This window comes from Nostoc sp. 'Peltigera membranacea cyanobiont' 213 (assembly GCF_002245975.1).
Classification (GTDB): domain Bacteria; phylum Cyanobacteriota; class Cyanobacteriia; order Cyanobacteriales; family Nostocaceae; genus Nostoc.
This window is the reverse complement of sequence record NZ_NOLI01000072.1, coordinates 1-18,179: the sequence shown is the minus strand read 5'-3', so window position 1 is coordinate 18,179 and position 18,179 is coordinate 1. Positions and strand designations below refer to the sequence as shown.

The window sequence follows — 18,179 nt, the reverse complement described above, 5'->3', positions numbered from 1 at the left end:
AAACACATAAAAGTATACGGATATACTAAGCAAACCAGAGAATATCAAAAACAAGGGACTGAGACATCGTAAATATTCCTGGGAATCATATAAAAATATAGTTTAGTTTGCTGAACTCAGGATACAAGCATAATCGAATCTACTCTTACCGTTGTAGTCAAGAAGTATCGCACATAGGGGGCTTAAAGACGCGTGGGTATTTTTAGGAACTTTCGCACATCATGGGATATGGGTATCGACCTCGGTACTGCTAACACCCTGGTTTATGTATCTGGTAAAGGGATTGTACTGCAAGAGCCTTCTGTAGTTGCTATCGATGTCAACGAAAAGGTAGCCCTAGCAGTAGGAGAAGAAGCCAAAAAAATGCTTGGTCGGACACCCGGAAATGTGATTGCCCTCCGCCCCTTGCGTGATGGTGTAATCGCTGATTTCGATATAGCCGAGTTGATGCTGAAAAGCTTTATTCAGCGTGTAAATGAAGGTAAATCTCTGATTCTACCCCGAATTGTCATTGGCATTCCCAGTGGTGTCACAGGTGTAGAAAGGCGGGCTGTGATGGATGCGGCTCACCAAGCAGGAGCAAGAAAAGTTTATTTAATCGATGAACCTGTAGCTGCCGCCATTGGTGCAGGACTACCGGTTGCCGAACCTACTGGCAACATGATTATTGATATTGGTGGCGGTACAACAGAAGTCGCGGTGCTGAGTCTTCAGGGTACAGTCATCAGCGAATCAGTACGCATTGCTGGGGATGAACTGACTGATTCAATCATTCAGTATATTAAGAAAGTTCACAACTTAGTCATTGGCGAACGGACTGCCGAAGACATCAAGATTCGCCTTGGTTCTGCTTATCCTACCCATGATGATAATGATGCCATGATGGAAATCCGAGGCTTACACCTGCTTTCTGGTCTACCGCGAACTGTAACCATCAAAGGCCCAGAAATCCGTGAAAGTATGTTGGAACCGCTATCAGTAATTATAGAAGCTGTGAAGCGGACACTGGAACGTACACCTCCAGAACTAGCAGCAGACATTATTGACAGAGGTATCATGTTAGCTGGTGGTGGTGCTTTGCTTAAAGGCATAGACACCTTAATTAGTCATGAAACCGGAATAGTAACCCACATTGCCGCCGACCCTCTGTGTTGTGTTGTGCTGGGAACAGGTCGGGTGTTAGAAAACTTCAAACAGCTAGAACGGGTTGTTACCGAAAGCTCTCGCAATATGTAGCAAAAAAATATCATACTTGAGTTCTATTTGAGTTCTATTTGGGTTCTATATAAATAGAATCCAAATAGAACTTAATTGTATAAGTAGATAAAGGTATATATGGTTACAATACGGCGTTGGTGGGATCGTAAAGGCTTACAAATCGGGTTGTTAGCTCTAGTTGTTGGTAGTGCTTTCGTATTGCGACAGACTCAAGGTGAATTGGTGCTTGAGACATACCAGGCAATTACCCGTCCATTAGAGATGTTGCAGTCAGGGCCAACTCCAGAAGAACGGATTAGAGATGCCCGGATATTGGAATTGCAAACCCGTATAGTAGATTTGGAAAGTCAAAAGACAAAGCTACAAGATTTATTAGGCTATGTGGAAAAAGAGCCACTAGCATCACGGCCAATTCCAGCCAGGGTGGTAGGACGTAGTGCTGACCAGTGGTGGCAACAAGTTACTCTAAATCGCGGTACGAATTCAGGGATTCAGGAAGGCTTTGTAGTCAAGGCTGATGGTGGATTAGTAGGTTTGGTGGAGAGTGTAACTCCTAATACTAGCCGCGTGTTGTTAATCAGTGACCTCAAAAGTCAAGTGGGTGTATCAGTTAGCCGCACGGCAGCTAAAGGCGTTTTACGAGGAGATTCTTCTGCAGAAGCGGTGCTGGAGTTTTATGAAAAAGTTCCAAATGTCAAGATAGGAGATTTAGTTTCCACATCTACTTATAGTCAGAAATTTCCATCTGGCTTGGCAGTAGGACGAATTAAGTCACTGGATTTAAAGAAACTTCCGGCATCAGTAGCAAAAATTGAGCTTTTTCCGCCAATCCGCTCTCTTGATTGGGTAGCAGTTTATCCGAAGCCAGAAAACCAAGAGTTGGAAAACCAAAAGTCAGTCAATCAAGTGCCGCAAAAGTCTAAGTAAATTATTCAAGAAAATCCATAGAAAAATGAAGATTCCTGCATTTGGTATTAGCAGGCAGAAAAAGCCAAAATCGTCAGAGCGAAAATCTAAATTCCGAATCCAGCCACTTTCTCGTTGGCATCCCGGTGCTCGTAAGTTGTTGGGTTACATAGTCACGGCTAGTTCTGTACTGTTATGTTTACTATTATTGCCAACTCGCCTGCCAGGTATGGAATTATTGGGAATTGGCCCTAACTGGTTGTTAATTTGGGTGGTAGCTTGGAGTGTGAAGCGCACAGTGTTTGCCGGAGCCTTAGCAGGTATAGTTCTGGGGTTACTTCAAGATTCTATGACAGCACCTAACCCTACTCATGCCATCAGTTTAGGGATAGTGGGAGTTTTAACTGGTCTGCTCCAGAAACAGCGTTTTATTGAAGAAGATTTTATTTCGATTGCTGTAATTGTCTTTGTGATGGCAGTTTTGGCAGAAACTATCTTTGGATTGCAATTAACTTTGACAGGCGATCGCAAAGTAACAGATATTTGGACATATTACCAGCGTGTCGCCCTAGCCTCTGCCATTCTTAGTAGTCTGTGGGCACCTGTGGTCTATTATCCCTTGAATAGTTGGTGGCAACGGATAAAATTGTTAGAGCAATAGTCAAAGGGAGCTAGGATAGGATTTACGCAAAACCACAAGCGGTAGGAGCAATTCATAAATTACCCCTACCGCGTGTAGTTTTGGCTATTATATTTGCGTAAGTCCTGACTAATTAATCGGACATCCTATAACCTAAATCTTTGTATAATTTGGGCAACCTCTGGCAATATGGATTCAAGCTACATTAAATCAAACAACACCGTATCATAGTAGTTAGTAGCATTTATGTCTTATAGTTTCTTTTTTGCCTGAAAAGAATATTAGGTAAGTTATTTCCTGATTTACTGATGGCAGAATGTGGAAGCTTTCACTAAATAACCTAGTTGGAGAACGCTCATGTCTAAAGAAAGAAAAAGTAATAAAGAGGTTAAAAAACCTAAAAAAGATCCCAAAGACAAAAAGGATAAAAACGATCCAAACAAATAGAAGGATTTAGGTAAATAGCTTTAGCGAAGACCAAGAGCTGTATTTATTTAAATTGACAATACTTCATCCAGTAGCATTGAGGAGGAGAAGTTATTGTCAACAATTTATTCACCCTTGGTCAAGCCTCAAAATCTGATAGTTTAGGTTAGCACGTGCTATATCTACGACGGACTACGCCTATCTTACTAAGTTAGGCAGGAGTAAATTTCAGCGAAACACCGTTCATACAGTAGCGTTTGCCAGTGGGTGCAGGGCCGTCATCAAAAACATGACCCAGATGACCACCACAGCGACTACAATGCACTTCAGTTCTGCTCATAAACAACGACTTATCTACAGTAGTAGCGATCGCACCTTCAATCGGTTTAAAAAAGCTGGGCCAGCCAGTACCACTGTTAAATTTGGTATCAGAGGTAAATAGTGGCAGTTCGCACGCAGCACAATAGTAAGTACCATTGTCGTATTCCTTATCCAATGGGCTGGTGTGAGGGCGTTCAGTCCCGTGTTTACGCAATACATTAAACTGTTCTGGCGTTAAAATTGTACTCCACTCTTGTTCTGGTTTGGTAATTTCAAATCCACTCTTAGAAGTTGTCATCGCTTTTGACTCCCAATTGATATACCTTGATAACAATGCTGTGCCGACTATTACTGCACTAGCCTGAAAAAAATAGCGTTTGTCCATATATCTATTATTTTCTATTTTCCGGTTAACTGGACAATCAACTCCAGTACGGAATTCCCTACATTAATCACTATAATCAGCGATCGCTCTGAATTAGCCCTGATAGACTGATTAAAATTAGCTAAGAAACAACAAATTGGGTAATCATTGGAAGTCGGCGGGAAACTCCATTCCCTTGTGGGTAGAGAAGAATAGCCGCCGCATTGAGCATTGGTAGCTCTTCCCCGTGCCTTATTCCCCATACCCAATGCCCAATTTTCGCGATCGCAAACTTATTGAACACCGCTTAATATACATTGGTCTGATAGGAATACCGGAGTTTTTTGAAAAACTTCTTGCTTACTTAAGTAGAATCTGTGATACTCTACATCTATAAAGAAAATACGGTAGTTCTATCGTTTTATCGTAGTTTAAAAGGACAGGACTCATGCAGCTACTATGGTTCATCCCAACCCACGGCGACGGACGCTACCTTGCAACTGCTACAGGTGGTAGGGCGGTAAGCTTTCCTTATCTGCGGCAGATTGCCCAAGCGGTGGATGACCTTGGTTATACAGGGGCATTACTGCCCACAGGACGTTCTTGCGAAGATGCTTGGATTGTAGCGTCAACGCTGGTATCGCTGACGCGACAGATGCGTTTTTTGGTAGCGATTCGTCCCGGCTTGGTATCCCCTGGAGTGGCAGCACGGATGGCGGCAACTTTCGATCGCCTCTCTGGAGGACGCTTGCTGATTAATGTCGTCACAGGAGGCGATCCGGTAGAATTGGCGGGAGATGGCTTGCATTTGGATCACGATCGGCGCTATGAATTAACAGATGAATTTTTGACAGTATGGCGAGCGATCGCTAGTGGAGAACAAGCCAATCTTCAGGGCGATTATTTTAATATTCAAGATGGTAAACTGCTGTTTCCACCTGTGCAAAAGCCATATCCGCCCTTGTGGTTTGGTGGTTCCTCTCCCGTTGCTCAAAAAATTGCTGCCAAGCACGTAGATGTTTATCTGACTTGGGGTGAACCACCGGCGCAAGTAGCCGAGAAGATTACAGCAGTTCGCAGACTTGCAGAAATAGAAGGCCGGACTTTGCGGTTTGGGATTCGTTTGCATGTGATTGTGCGCGAAACCGAGAGTGCAGCTTGGGATGCAGCCAATGATTTGATTAAATATGTAGATGACGAGGCGATCGCAAAAGCTCAAAAAGCTTATGCGCGGATGGATTCAGTTGGACAACAACGGATGACTCAATTACACCACGGCGATCGCGAGGCATTAGAGATTAGCCCGAACCTATGGGCGGGAGTCGGTTTGGTGCGGGGTGGTGCGGGAACAGCCTTGGTAGGCGATCCTCAAACCGTAGCGGCCAGGATATTGGAATATGCAGATTTAGGTATTGAGTCCTTTATCCTCTCCGGCTATCCTCACTTAGAAGAAGCTTATCGAGTTGCAGAACTTCTATTTCCCCATTTGCCCTTAGAGAATCTACCCACAGTGGAAAAACAACATGTTTTAAGTCCATTTGGCGAGATTGTGGCAAATGAAGATTTCCCTAAGCAACATAAACAGAAAGCCACATCCATATCCTAGTAAAGTTTAGGGAATTGGTTATTTCCAATTCCTCATTCCCATTAATAGATTAGGAGTTTAATTGAATGACAAATATTTTAGCGATCGCAGGTAGCCCAACCCATCCATCTAGAACTTATGGTGTTATTGAATACACCGCCAAGCTTTTACAACAAGAAGGCTTGCATGTAGACATTATTTCAGTTCGGGATTTACCTGCTGAAGATTTAGTTTTTGGACGATACGACAGCCCTGCTTTGGAACAGCCAAAAGCTTTATTAGCAAAGGCAGATGGTGTGATTATTGCCACCCCAATCTACAAAGCTGCTTACACAGGAGTCCTGAAAACATTTCTAGATTTGCTCCCACAAAAATCATTCACAGGTAAACCTATATTACCAATCGCCCTTGGTGGGACGATCGCTCATTTATTGGCAATTGAATATGCTCTGAAACCTGTATTATCAGAATTAGGAGCGCGGCATATCCTAGCTACTGTTTATGCGGTAGACAAACAAATTCAACGACAAGCTGATAATAGCGTCGTGTTAGATGAGGAAATTGACCAAAGACTCAAAGATGTCCTCAATGAATTTGTTAAAGCTGTAGCTTATGATGCCGCCGCGCCTCAAGAATTGATTCATGCCAATTAAATAATCAAGTTTATACCTCCGTTTGCTTGTAGCAGAGTGGTAAAAATTACCCCTCTGCTACTTTCTTTTTTCTAAAAGTTAATCAAAGAAACATCAAATTATTTTATTAGAGCTTATACAAAAAATATCCCCAACCTTGGTTTTCCGGTAGGTGCAATTCATGAATTGCCCCTACCGCGTGTAGTTTTGTGTAAGTCCTATTTATATGGCAATACAATTCAGATAAGACCAAAAAACTTGTAGAGACGGCGATAAATCGCCGTCTCTCCGCGTCTCTCGAAAACCCAAAATTTTTACCAGTAGCCCTTAACCCAAGCGTATTGATTTATATGGCGATGCGCTTTTTTGGTCAGGTTAACCAGTAAATTAGATGTAGGGCGTAAAAAAATAAACTCAATGAAAGCGATGTCTAACGACAGGCCGCAAGGCGTGTCCGCTTCTGATTTTGCATCTATTATCGGTAAAGAAAATGCTGTTTGCCTTTGGGAAAATATCGAAATAGGTCAGCAAAAGCGTATCCAACAGGCTATAACTTCTGGAAAATCTCCCACTTATATCGTCTATCCCCGCACCCAACAACAACTAGCCGCAGTCATCGCCAAAGCTCACAGTCACAACTGGCGCATCCTCCCCTGTGGTAATGGCAGTAAACTTAACTGGGGTGGTTTAGCTAAGGATATTGATGTCGTAGTTAGTACAGAACGCATCAACCAACTGATTGAACACGCTGTTGGCGATTTGACTGTCACAGTCGAAGCTGGAATGAAGTTCTCGGATCTCCAAGCACTTTTAGCAAAATCGCGGCAATTTCTCGCTCTTGACCCCACAGCACCGGAGTCAGCAACCATTGGCGGTATTGTCGCCACGGGTGATACAGGTTCTCTGCGGCAACGTTATGGTAGTGTGCGCGACCAGTTACTAGGTATCACCTTTGTCCGTGCTGATGGAGAAATCGCTAAAGCTGGGGGAAGAGTAGTTAAAAATGTTGCCGGATATGACTTAATGAAGTTGCTTACTGGGTCTTATGGCACATTAGGCTTTATTAGTCAACTAACTTTTCGCCTGTATCCGCTATCAGAGGCATCGGGGACGGTGGTATTAACTGGTAGTGCCGAGGCTGTATCCCAAGCGGCTGATATCCTTCGAGGTTCGGCATTAACACCAGTTCAGGCTGATTTGCTATCAACTAAATTGGTGTCTAGCCTAGGTTTAGGTGAAGGGCTAGGATTAATTGCCCGCTTTCAAAGTATTAGTGAGAGTGTTAAAGAACAGTCAAACCGAGTTTTAGAAGTTGGGCAAAAGTTAGGTTTAGATGGGGCAATTTTTGCCGATGGTGATGAGGCTAGTCTATGGCAGAGATTGCAAGAACGAATACATAGTAGTGCTACAGAATCTGTAATTACCTGCAAAATAGGAGTGTTACCTACTGCTGCGGTGGAAATTTTGACTCAGGTGGAGTTGGGTTTAATTCATATAAGTAGTGGTTTAGGTTTGTTACAATTAGAGAGTACAAATCAGGTTTTGAAGCTGCGCGATTTTACTCAAGCTAATAGAGGTTTTTTAACAATTTTGTCAGCACCAATGGCTGTTAAAGAACAAATAGATGTTTGGGGTTATACGGGAAATGCTTTGCCGTTGATGCGCCGTATTAAAGAACAGTTTGATAGTAAGAATATTTTAAGTCCTGGTCGGTTTATGGGTGGGATTTAAGAAAGAAGAAACGAACCGCAGAGACGCTGAGGCCGCTGAGATAGAGAGGGGAAAGAATAATTATGCAAGTTTCAGAAAATTCTGTTAATAATACGGCTAGTTTAAAGAATTTGAAAGGGTTTGATGAGAGTCATCCGCCTAGCCCGAAGTTAATTGATAGTTGTGTCCATTGTGGATTTTGTCTCTCGACTTGTCCCAGTTATCGGGTGCTTGGTAAGGAGATGGATTCACCTAGAGGACGCATCTATTTAATGGATGCGATTAATGAGGGTGAGATTGCTTTAAATACGGCAACTGTAGAACATTTTGATTCTTGTTTAGGATGTCTTGCTTGTGTAAGCACTTGTCCTTCTGGGGTGCAGTATGATAAGTTGATTTCTGCAACTCGTCACCAAATTGAACGGAATTATCCCCGCAGTTTGCCAGATCAATTTATTCGGAAACTGATATTTTCTTTGTTTCCCTATCCCAATCTTTTACGATTTTTATTAGTTCCGTTATTGGTTTATCAAAAGTTGGGGTTTGCTAAATTCTTTCGCGCTACAGGTTTACTTAATAAAATATCGCCTCGTTTGGCAGCAATGGAATCAATTCTGCCAGAAATTACTCTCAAATCTTTTCAAGATAATTTGCCTAGTGTGATTCCTGCTAAAGGTGAGAAGCGGTATCGCGTTGGGGTAATTTTGGGTTGCGTCCAACGGCTGTTTTTCTCCCCCGTGAATGAAGCAACGGTGCGGGTTTTAACGGCGAATGGTTGTGAAGTTGTGATTCCCAAATCTCAAGGTTGTTGTGCGGCGCTTCCCGAACATCAAGGGCAAACAGAACAGGCGAAAGCTTTAGCAAGGCAGATGATTGATAGTTTTGCCAAGACAGATGTAGATTTCGTGATTATCAATGCTGCTGGTTGTGGTCATACTTTGAAAGAATACGGTCATATTTTAGAAAATGACCCAGAATATCGGGAAAAGGCGAAGGATTTTGCTGCTAAAGTTAAAGATGCTCAAGAGTTTTTGGCAACTGTTGGTTTAACAGCAAAACTGTCGCCACTGACTGATAAACCTTTGAATTTAGTTTATCAAGATGCGTGTCATTTATTGCATGGTCAAAAGATTAGCGTGCAACCCCGTCAGGTATTGCGACAAATTCCGGGAGTGAAATTGAGAGAACCAATAGATGCAGCTTTATGTTGTGGCAGTGCTGGGGTTTATAATATGCTGCAACCAGAAATTGCTGAGGAATTAGGTCGGCAAAAAGTAGAGAATTTGTTGAATACTGGTGCTGAGTTGATTGCTTCTGCTAATCCGGGGTGTACTTTGCAAATTACTAAACATTTGCAGTTGCAGGGTAAGAAGATTTCAGTTATTCATCCAATGGAGTTGTTAGATTATTCGATTCGCGGTGAAAAGTTGAAATTGTAGTAAATTGGGGTGCGTTAAACTCTGTCTTAACGCACCTTACTATTAAGTATTTATTTAAAAAGATATTACCAAATAAAAATATTTTGCTGCTTGTGCAATTGATGATTGGCACTTTTTTCTCACGCACGTTCCAAATAATCCTAATGCACGCATTTACCGTATTTTTGAGCCACAGTGGAAAGAAGTAATTTTACTATGGTTGGGGCGAGAGGATGTGGCGAAGGAGAAAAAAGAAGAGTTTATCAAAGCTTTAGTTGAATTTGATGATGGCTGCTGGTATTTCTATAAACTTCGAGCCTATCTTCTAGCTGCTGCTGGAATAGCTGAATTTAGAGACTGTAGCTTGCGTGAAGAAATTGTCGGGATGATTGTTGATTGGAGTTTTAGTAGTACCTACAGGTAAATAAATATGAGTAATAGATATCATACGTTGCAAATCATTAGCGAAGAAGAAATTCCAGAGCAGATAAAGAAACAGTAGATTATTATTATAATTTGATAAACATTTTAGAAGTAAATTCTGTTTTGCTCAATATATAGATGGTTGCAAAAGGGCGGGGCGATTGGTTTGCGATCTCTTGTCTATCTATGAAAGGTTAGATTTCGGGTGATTTGTGGGGATGAAGAAATAACGCTTTCACGAGTTTTGCAGGGTTGCAAGTGGCTCTATGATTATCTGAAGAATAACCCGAATGTGAATAAGAGCGATCGCCATTTCTTCTCAAGTCTTACCCTTTTCTCTTCTCATAGGACGATGAAGTAAGCTATTTGCCATGTCATCATCAATAAAACAAAACGTCAGCCGAGGTTTTTTATGGCATTAGAGGGAGTAATTTTAGATGTTGATGGTACACTGGTATTAAGTAATGATGCTCATGCAAATAGCTGGGTAGAGGCATTTGCAGCTTATGACCTAGAAGTGCCATTTGAAACACTCAGACCACTCATGGGCATGGGTGGAGATCAACTGATTCCTAAAGTAGCGCCAGAATTAAATAGTGAAGAAGGAACTGGCAAAGCGATCGCTAAACGACGCAAAGAACTATTATTTAACAAATTAATACCGCAAATTACTGCTGCCAATGGTAGCAGGGAATTAATCTTAAAGATGCAAAAATCGGGCTTGCATCTGGTTGTTGCTAGTTCAGCAAGTTCTGAAGAACTTGAGATCGTGCTCAAAATTGCCCAAGTAGATGACTTGCTATCGGAAGTAACTACATCCGATGATGCCGAAGCATCTAAACCTGCTCCTGACATTGTACAAGCCGCCTTGAAAAAAGGGAAAATGACACCCGATAAAGTAGTAATGCTAGGTGATTCTCCCTATGATATTGAGTCTGCCGGTAAAGCAGGGGTAGGGGTGATTGCTTTGCGCTGCGGTGGCTTTAACGATGAACAACTGGCGGGAGCGATCGCAATTTACAACGATCCAAAAGATTTGCTACAGCACTATGACTCTTCTATCTTGGGTGCAAATGGGTAAGTGATATCTGGCGACAAGCCGAGTCAGCGTCTACGCACTTTCTAGAATTATTGCAGGCGATCGCAAACCACACACAACTAAACTAGAAAGTAAGATGTTCAGGATAGCTTATGGACGCTGTTACAACCACGTTACCTTCTACCCTCAAATTGAAAATCGACTTAACTGACGAGCAATTTTTCTGCATTAAAACTATTCTCGCATTCACAATTATTTATTCTTGCTATTTGCCAATAAGTATGTGTAGGGTCTGTTAGACGGAACGTCGTAACGCGCTATAAACTTGGGATGGTGCCGTACTCTCCTTGCTAACGCACCCTACGCATATTTTAAAAATAAAATACTAGTCCTATACAAGCGATGACTGCTAAATTACTAAATCTGTCTCTTGAAGAAGTCAGAAAGCTAATACGTTATCAAGTTAAAAATCAATCTCGGTTAAAACCACAACCCAAACAACGCATACAAACAAAGAAAGTCGCTAAAACTGAGATGATTTCAAATACTAATTGAAATGACACGGGAGCTAAAGCAAACCCCCAAACTAGAGAAATTGTTCCAGCTAACATAGCCGCAATGCGATGAATTTCGTCTTTACTTCTCCAAGCCAAGAAAGAAGTTCCTAAACCAATTAATAATAAGACTACGCTAATCATAACGATATTTATTGTAGAAGCTGTAATGCTAGGTATATTCCAATTCTATAAAAATCATATTTGATTTTTGAACAAAATTAGGTATTGTAGGTAGGGGAGCCAGTACGTTGCGGAGGTTCCCTCCCTTGTAGCAACTGGCGTTGTGTTATAACGCATAACGAACCATTATCGAGGGTTTGGTGCCGTACTCTCCTTACTAACCTACGGTGTACACACATCTTTGTACAACCCCAAAATCGTTGGAGATCCCCCTAAATCCCCCAATTTATCGGGGGACTTTAAGAGGCTTTTGCCCCCCTTTTGAAGGGGGGTTGGGGGGATCAAAAGCCTATGAAGCAACTCTAAAAGACTTGTGTGTACACCGTAGCCTTACTAACACAACGCCCATTCGCTGATAGACAAAACCAAAATCGGTAGACAGAAAGGGTAAAAGGCTGACAGTAGAGTTAATCTTGCCACTTTACCAAGGATTGCCAACCATTGTGAATCCAGCCCAATAATAAGGATGGGTAAGTAATTGCTCCCCTTCATCACCACTGTTATTAGGTAGAGGTAGGCTCCCCACTACTCCTAAACCTTGTATTTGACCATTTTTTACGTAAATCTGCCCTTTTGCCATACCTAATTGAGCCTGTCTGAGGGCTTCTGCTTTAATCCGAGATGTCCTCAAGTTTTCATAAAATTTCGTCATCAAGGCTGCTGTACCAGCATCATTAACCGACCAAAGACTGGCGACAGTAGTTTTTACGCCTGCTAGCACAGCTAAACCTGCAAATCCAAGTTCCGACTCTTCATCCCCCAAAGCTGTTCTACAAGCACTCAGCACCAGCATTTCAACTTCAGGTTCATTCAAGCGCAACTGCCGTAATTGGTTCAATCGTAACTTGTCTTCCCACAGTTGAATATAAGAATTACTCAAAGCACCGGTAGTAAAATCGGCGTGGGTTGCCATGTGAATAATCCCAAAAGGTTGTTGGCGGCGGATAGTTTTGAGATTTTCTAAAGTGGCTTGCTTGTCTAACAATAATTTGCCCTGCCAGAGTTTAGACACCAGTGTTGATAACTCCAGAGGAACTGCTGGTAAAGGCTCTTGTCCCTGAGTACTCTCAGAAATGCCCATCGCTAAGACTTGAGATTTTTTAATGTCTTTATAAAGGGTGTTAGTCAAGCTCAGACTAGGCATCAACCCAATGCTATATTTTTCTATTAGAAACCCTTTGCCATCATGAAGTGCTGCCATTGGGGTTGAACGTAATCCAATATCTGGTAAAAAGACCAGATTATTGATTTCTCTTGCCTGTAAATCTGCCTCTAGTGGTGCAATAATCCAGCGATAAAGTTGTTGCGATGGACGCAAATAACCGGTGCGGCGACGGTTTTGTGGACTAACTATTTGGTCGCGAAATTCTTGAGCTACTTTGAGAACTTTAGCTCTGGTTGTTTCGGGGATGCGCTTACGGATGGGGTTGCCTTTTCCAGTCACTACGACTATTTCCAGTTGATCGCTATCCTGTTCTGCTAGAGTATTTAACTGTTTGGTAAACTTTTCAGCTTTGCCTAAATTTCTCTCTGGTATTATCTCCACCGGGACAAAACTGATGTAAATAAATGCAGGTTTAACACCAGTCGCTTCCTCAATTTTATGAGCAATTCCTTTAGCATCATCTAGTGTTTTGATTCTAGGAGTAGGGATGCCTAAATGGTCGGCAAAATCATCTGTGAAATCAGTTTCGGGTGTGGGATCGGTATTAATAACGGGGTTATCAATATTAGGATTATTTGGAACAGGGTTAACTGGTTTACCTGGAGTGCATTGGAATGAGCAGGGGGGAAGAGTTGGGGTAGGAATCGGGTTAAAAGTTGGGGCAGGAGTCGGGTTAAAAGTTGGGGTAGGAATCGGAGTCGGAATCGTGGTAGGAATCTGACTGACGTTGATTCCTACCTGTACAGATGCAGAAGAGGAAACGCGGTCATTTGCACTAATTACAAAAGCATTTAGCGATCCGTTAGTATCTGCTGGAGGTGTGTAAACTAAAGTATCGTTGCTAGATAAGGTAGTAACACCAGGGACGACGGGAAGGCCGTTGACAGTGAGAGTTCCTGTATTCACTACATCAACCTGGATGGAGGTGATGTCATTATTTGCATCGCTGACCAGTGCAGCCAAACTAGAGAATGTCAAGGTTACTGGTTGATTGGTCTGGGTATTGGGTAGCGATGAGTTTGCCGTTAATGTCGGCGGGGTGTTGACGGAAGTAATGGTAATGCCGGTTGGGGTGCCGCTAGCATCTCCGCCATTAGGTAAGACTGGGAAGTTACCCGAAGCGATGATTGAATCCCCTCTATTAAGCGATCCTGCTGTGCCATTGACACTTGCATCACCGACGATAAAATCCACATTGTTTGGGCCACCATCGTGTTGAATTCTGATAGTACCTCCCACAAGAGGTTGAGCGTTAGTACCTCCTGCACTAGTAAAAAATCCACCAGTAGCGATCGCCTCACCCGCTCCTATTCCTTGAATCAGTCCGTTGGTTAGCACTTGCACATTGCCACCTTGAACAGTGTTACCATCAACAAAATCATCGGCGATCGCCTGAGTGTTGATGTTGGTAAAACGAATATTGCTGCCAGCAGTATTGGTAGTCTGTAAAGTAACGTTGCCACCTGTAACATTTCCAGTCCCATCAACTTCGATGGCGATCGCTGAGGCATTAATGCCATCATTAACGGTGATATTCTCTGTGGCAGTTAAGCTGACTGCGCCAGCTGCCCCGATAAAACCGCCGCCTCCCGTCTTGGCTACAGACGAGTTTATTCCCCCTGTGGTAATACTACCTGCGGTGGTACTAACTTGTACATTGCCACCAGTACCTAACCCACCAGCATCATTGGAAGAGGAATTAATGGTATCTGTAAGGATATTGCCTGCCGCCGTCAAAGTCACCGTTCCACCCGTGGCATCGCCAATCCCTCCACTATCGCTAGTGTTAATCTGATTCAGGGTAATTCCACCATTACTGCTAGTGACTTGAACATTACCTGCTGAGTAGCCTTGTCCGCTGGCAATAATGTTGCCTGCACTAATGTTGCCACTGGCAGACAAGTTTACATCGCCACTTCTATTGAAATTACGAGTTGTATCTAGATTTCCCAATAACAGGCTGGCTCCCGAAATGTTTATTACTCCTCCGGTTGTCGCGATTGTGTTGGTAGGGTCAACAAAGTTTACAGAACCATTTTGCGAAGTTAAGCTGAAGCTACCACCGCCTAAGTTTAATGTAGCGACACCAGGGGTAGTTACTCCGAGCGTAGCTCCGGTGATGTTATTGATAGTAATATTGCCTGTGGCTTGTAAGTTAATATTTGCACCCGAAGCTGCGATCGCACCCCATGAAACTGTATTAGCTCCAATATCTGCATCCGCAAAGGCAATGTTGCCAGCTGTGGCATCAAAATCACCTGTCCCTGCTGCACCATCAATAATGGTCAATGTGCTGGGGTCTAGTAATAAAGTGCCAAAACTGCCATTGGGGGCTGAAGTATCTACTAAACCGTTGAAGGTCAAGAAATTTTTGCCTGATACTTCTACGAAACCACCATTGCCAACAGTTGCTCCTCCACGAGCCGAAATGTTACCAAAATATTGAGTTGTATCGTTACCCCAAACAATTACCCGTCCGCCGTTTCCATTCAAATTGCTATCGGCATTAATGACGGAGTTGGAGTTAATATAAGTTTTATCTGCATTGGGCAAAGTCCCCTTTCCTTGGTAATCGCCGCCAATTAACACAGTACCACCGCCATTGCTTCCAGAGGCGTTAATATTGGCATCAATTACCGCGACTTTTTTACCCAAAGCAGTTATAGTACCGCCTGTTTGACTCGATACATCCACAATGCCCGAAACAATCGTTGTCCCTGGTGTTGTGGGAATTGTCACATTAGAGGCTGTTAATTTTACTGTCCCATCAGGATTAGCAGTTAACCCCGTATTACCAACTGTGAGCAATTCTGGTAAAGATGCAATGGGAATTGTCCAGTTATTGGGTTGATTGCTACTAGAGGCGAGAGGCTGAATTTCCAGACTCAGCAGATTTCCTGGCTGACTGAGACGCACCCAATTTTGTCCTGGTACTGATGTGACAGTAATCTGCCCTCCCGGTGCTGAGATTTGCCCAGTGTTGACAACAGTACCGCCCAATAAGGTCAAATTTTGCCCCGCACCTACTGCCAAATTTCCAGCATTGGCGATCGCTCCTGGCTGGTTCATACTAAAAGCAAATCCGTTGGGGTTTCCAACTAGAGCCGCGTAGTCATTAACACCGATGGCATTGAACCAACTGCTACCAAAACCAATACCATTGGCTGTTGTTGCGGTGAAAGCGCCAGGTACATTTAAGCTGGCGTTCGATCCAAAAACAAATCCGGCTGGATTCATCAAGAACAGGTTAGGATTGCCACCTGTTACCTGAATTAAGCCATTGATGACTGAGGGATTCCCGCCTGTAATTCGACCAAGAATATTTTGCAGCGCCGGACTAGCTTGAAAGTTAGCAATTTGTTCTGGGGAAATGCCAAATTGTTGAAAGCTGTGGAAGAGATTAACACCATCCCTAGAAGTTGTACCCCCGGTGATATCAAGTCGATTGCCGTTGGGTGTAACAATTGTGTTTGTCCCATCGGCAGCAGGGACTATTTTTTGTGTTTGGGCTAATCCCGCACTCGTGGCACTCACCAGAGGCAAAATAGCTAGTACTGAAGCGGCGATTTTGTGGAGTAGAGGTTTTTTCTGCCGCAAGATGAAGCGACCTGCGGGCAATTCTACATCGATTTGTAACTTGTCTGCTAATCTGCGTCGCCAAAGGGCTTGAGCGATCGCCTTCTGTGACCAGACTATTTGTTCTGTTCTTTTGGTGACAGACAGGCTTTGAGAGTGAATCCGGTAGAGGTAGAGTGGATTTTGAACTCGGCGCACTTGGGCTACTTCTGAAAGTCGCAGACACAGGTCGTAATCGTAAGCAATACCACTAAAAGATGCGTTGATACCTCCCACCCGATCGTAAACTGAACGGCGCATGAGGCGGAAGTGGAAAGTCATGAAGTTTACCAACAGACCTTCTTGGGAGTAGGGAATGTCACAGCGATGACCGTAGCCAATGACTTTGCCTTCTTCATCAATATTTAGGTAGTCGGTGTAAACAAATCCCGTTTCTGGATGGCAGTTGAGGACTGTTGCGGTTTCGGCGAGGGCAGTAGGCGCTAGGATATCATCACTGTCTACAAAACCAACGTAAGTACCGCTAGTTTGACCGATCGCTGCCTTACAAGCTTCAGCAACTCCCTGATGGTGTGCTTGGACTACCCGGACTCGCCCATCTTGTTGAGTATAGGCATTAGCGATCGCCACCGATCCATCTGTGGAGCCATCATCCCAAATAAGTAGTTCAAAATCCTGCCATGTCTGCGCTAAAACACTGGCGATCGCTACTCCAAGGTAAGACTCCCGGTTGTAATTGACGATGACTATGGAGATCAGTGGTGGCATCGAAGTATTCCCAAGTTTTCTACCTCTTACCACAATATAATGCTAGGGGCTATCACTTAGAATAAATTGTTGTTAATTAACACAATGTGCAACTTATTTATTCTTAGAATCCCGCTTCCAAACCTCTCCCCCACTCCTGAGAGGCTTTAATACTTGCTTCCTAATGCTACAAGGGTTAAGTTTGAGAAAACCTTTTAATTTACGATAATTTTTTAGTCATTAATTAGGACTTACGCAAGGTTACGGAATAATGAACCGTAGAGGCGCACAGAAGCCAGTGCGCCTCTACGGTTCCCCGACTTGTTCGCGCAGCGTCTCCGACAGGAGAAGCAACTGGCGCGACACAGATAAATCATAGTTTAAGATATATTTTGCGTAAGTCATTATATATAATACAGATGTATTTCTTATTCGTAAATTTATTATGGTACAAACAATCCAAGTGCGGGATATCAGCCTTTACGAACTAGAAGAAAAATTTGGTTTGCAATTGGTTACAAATGCTGATTTTTTTACAGAATGGACAAATGATTTACCATCGGTTAATGATGCAGAATTTCTCTCGCTAGAACGAGTTAAAAGTAACTATTTAAATTTAACTCAACATCGTCCGATGTCAGAAGAAGCGGTGAAGATGGTAGTGCTGTCTCCACTGCTTGATTTAGTTGGTTTTTATCAGCCACCTTTTGAAATTGAAACTGAAAAATCTACTGATATTTCTGCTGTAGATGAAAGCATAATGGTCAAAGGTAAGATTGATGTTTTGGTAATTCAAAAACGTCTTTGGGTACTAGTTATTGAATCTAAAAGCACTAAATTTGATGTCTTAAGCGCATTACCCCAAGCACTTGCTTGTATGCTTGATATTCCCAATATTGAACGACCAATCTTTGGGTTACTTGTCAACGGTAGAGAGTTTGTTTTTGTGAAGCTAGTTCAGCAAGAAAATCCAAAGTATGCTCGTTCTTATGCATTATCAATTGAACGAGATGCAGAATTCCAACAGGTACTAAGTGCATTAAAACGCATTGGTCAATTAATTTTATAAGCGCAGACACAAGTTAACAATTTAAAATTCAAAATGACGCTCTCTACGAGACGCTGCGCGAACGCGGACTCTAAGCGTTCGCGCAGCGTCTCGTAGAGAAGCCATGCCGTAGGCTTTAGGGACTGACAAATAAAAAAATATCCCAAATTTTCTTGTGGGATGGGCATCTTGCCCGTCCTAATATTGGGGACGGGCAAGATGCC

General features: G+C 42.9%; 15 protein-coding genes. 10 read left to right on the top strand and 5 right to left on the bottom strand.

Translation table 11 applies throughout. The features are described from left to right. Nucleotides 1-228: 228 nt before the first annotated feature. The 3 genes from CDG77_RS19510 (at nucleotide 229) to mreD (ending at nucleotide 2,785) form a co-directional block, all read left to right on the top strand. Nucleotides 229-1,236, top strand: a complete 1,008-nt coding sequence (locus CDG77_RS19510) for a rod shape-determining protein (RefSeq protein ID WP_094330992.1) — start codon at nucleotides 229-231, stop codon at nucleotides 1,234-1,236. A 99-nt stretch (nucleotides 1,237-1,335) separates the two neighbouring features. Next, nucleotides 1,336-2,145 carry a rod shape-determining protein MreC gene (gene mreC, locus CDG77_RS19505; RefSeq protein WP_094330991.1) on the top strand — a complete coding sequence of 270 codons (810 nt, stop codon included), beginning with the start codon at nucleotides 1,336-1,338 and terminating at the stop codon, nucleotides 2,143-2,145. A 25-nt stretch (nucleotides 2,146-2,170) separates the two neighbouring features. Further along, entirely contained in the window at nucleotides 2,171-2,785 is a 615-nt protein-coding gene (gene mreD / locus CDG77_RS19500) for a rod shape-determining protein MreD (protein ID WP_094330990.1), read from the top strand. A 616-nt stretch (nucleotides 2,786-3,401) separates the two neighbouring features. Here the strand turns inward: mreD and msrB are convergent. Together msrB and CDG77_RS35580 are read right to left on the bottom strand one after the other, a co-directional pair. Further along, nucleotides 3,402-3,896 carry a peptide-methionine (R)-S-oxide reductase MsrB gene (msrB, locus tag CDG77_RS19495; RefSeq protein WP_094330989.1) on the bottom strand — a complete coding sequence of 165 codons (495 nt, stop codon included), beginning with the start codon at nucleotides 3,894-3,896 and terminating at the stop codon, nucleotides 3,402-3,404. Nucleotides 3,897-3,910: 14 nt separating this feature from the next. After that, nucleotides 3,911-4,138, bottom strand: coding sequence for a hypothetical protein (locus CDG77_RS35580; RefSeq protein WP_143857056.1), 228 nt, complete (start codon nucleotides 4,136-4,138; stop codon nucleotides 3,911-3,913). A gap of 185 nt (nucleotides 4,139-4,323) precedes the next feature. On the opposite strand from CDG77_RS35580, the gene ssuD reads away from it, so the two are divergent. From ssuD to CDG77_RS19465, 6 genes are all read left to right on the top strand, one after another. After that, nucleotides 4,324-5,481 carry an FMNH2-dependent alkanesulfonate monooxygenase gene (ssuD, locus tag CDG77_RS19490; protein ID WP_094330988.1) on the top strand — a complete coding sequence of 386 codons (1,158 nt, stop codon included), beginning with the start codon at nucleotides 4,324-4,326 and terminating at the stop codon, nucleotides 5,479-5,481. A gap of 65 nt (nucleotides 5,482-5,546) precedes the next feature. Beyond that, nucleotides 5,547-6,113: an NADPH-dependent FMN reductase gene (gene ssuE, locus CDG77_RS19485; RefSeq protein WP_094330987.1), complete on the top strand. Its 567-nt coding sequence runs from the start codon at nucleotides 5,547-5,549 to the stop codon at nucleotides 6,111-6,113. A gap of 396 nt (nucleotides 6,114-6,509) precedes the next feature. Then, nucleotides 6,510-7,823 (top strand): FAD-binding oxidoreductase, encoded by a 1,314-nt coding sequence (locus tag CDG77_RS19480; protein WP_094330986.1) that lies wholly within the window; start codon nucleotides 6,510-6,512, stop codon nucleotides 7,821-7,823. A 62-nt stretch (nucleotides 7,824-7,885) separates the two neighbouring features. After that, entirely contained in the window at nucleotides 7,886-9,241 is a 1,356-nt protein-coding gene (locus tag CDG77_RS19475; protein ID WP_094330985.1) for a (Fe-S)-binding protein, read from the top strand. Nucleotides 9,242-9,455: 214 nt separating this feature from the next. Continuing rightward, complete coding sequence (locus CDG77_RS19470) at nucleotides 9,456-9,644, top strand: hypothetical protein (protein WP_094330984.1); 189 nt, start codon at nucleotides 9,456-9,458, stop codon at nucleotides 9,642-9,644. 411 nt (nucleotides 9,645-10,055) lie between these two features. Continuing rightward, the gene (locus CDG77_RS19465) at nucleotides 10,056-10,724 is read left to right on the top strand and encodes an HAD family hydrolase (protein WP_094330983.1); all 669 of its coding nucleotides are present in this window, start codon (nucleotides 10,056-10,058) and stop codon (nucleotides 10,722-10,724) included. Nucleotides 10,725-11,152: 428 nt separating this feature from the next. Here the strand turns inward: CDG77_RS19465 and CDG77_RS19460 are convergent, their stop codons facing one another. Together CDG77_RS19460 and CDG77_RS19455 are read right to left on the bottom strand one after the other, a co-directional pair. Beyond that, a complete protein-coding gene (locus CDG77_RS19460) occupies nucleotides 11,153-11,380 on the bottom strand; it encodes a hypothetical protein (protein ID WP_094330982.1) in 228 nt (75 codons plus the stop codon). 460 nt (nucleotides 11,381-11,840) lie between these two features. Then, the gene (locus CDG77_RS19455) at nucleotides 11,841-16,928 is read right to left on the bottom strand and encodes a CHAT domain-containing protein (RefSeq protein ID WP_094330981.1); all 5,088 of its coding nucleotides are present in this window, start codon (nucleotides 16,926-16,928) and stop codon (nucleotides 11,841-11,843) included. A gap of 424 nt (nucleotides 16,929-17,352) precedes the next feature. Here CDG77_RS19455 and CDG77_RS19450 point away from each other — a divergent pair, with 424 nt between their 5' ends. Beyond that, nucleotides 17,353-17,976, top strand: coding sequence for a type I restriction endonuclease subunit R (locus CDG77_RS19450; RefSeq protein WP_094330980.1), 624 nt, complete (start codon nucleotides 17,353-17,355; stop codon nucleotides 17,974-17,976). On the opposite strand, the gene CDG77_RS37715 is transcribed toward CDG77_RS19450, so the two are convergent. Continuing rightward, on the bottom strand, nucleotides 17,961-18,179 hold a 219-nt coding region (locus tag CDG77_RS37715; protein WP_223269886.1), incomplete at its 5' end, for a hypothetical protein. The genes CDG77_RS19450 and CDG77_RS37715 overlap by 16 nt on opposite strands.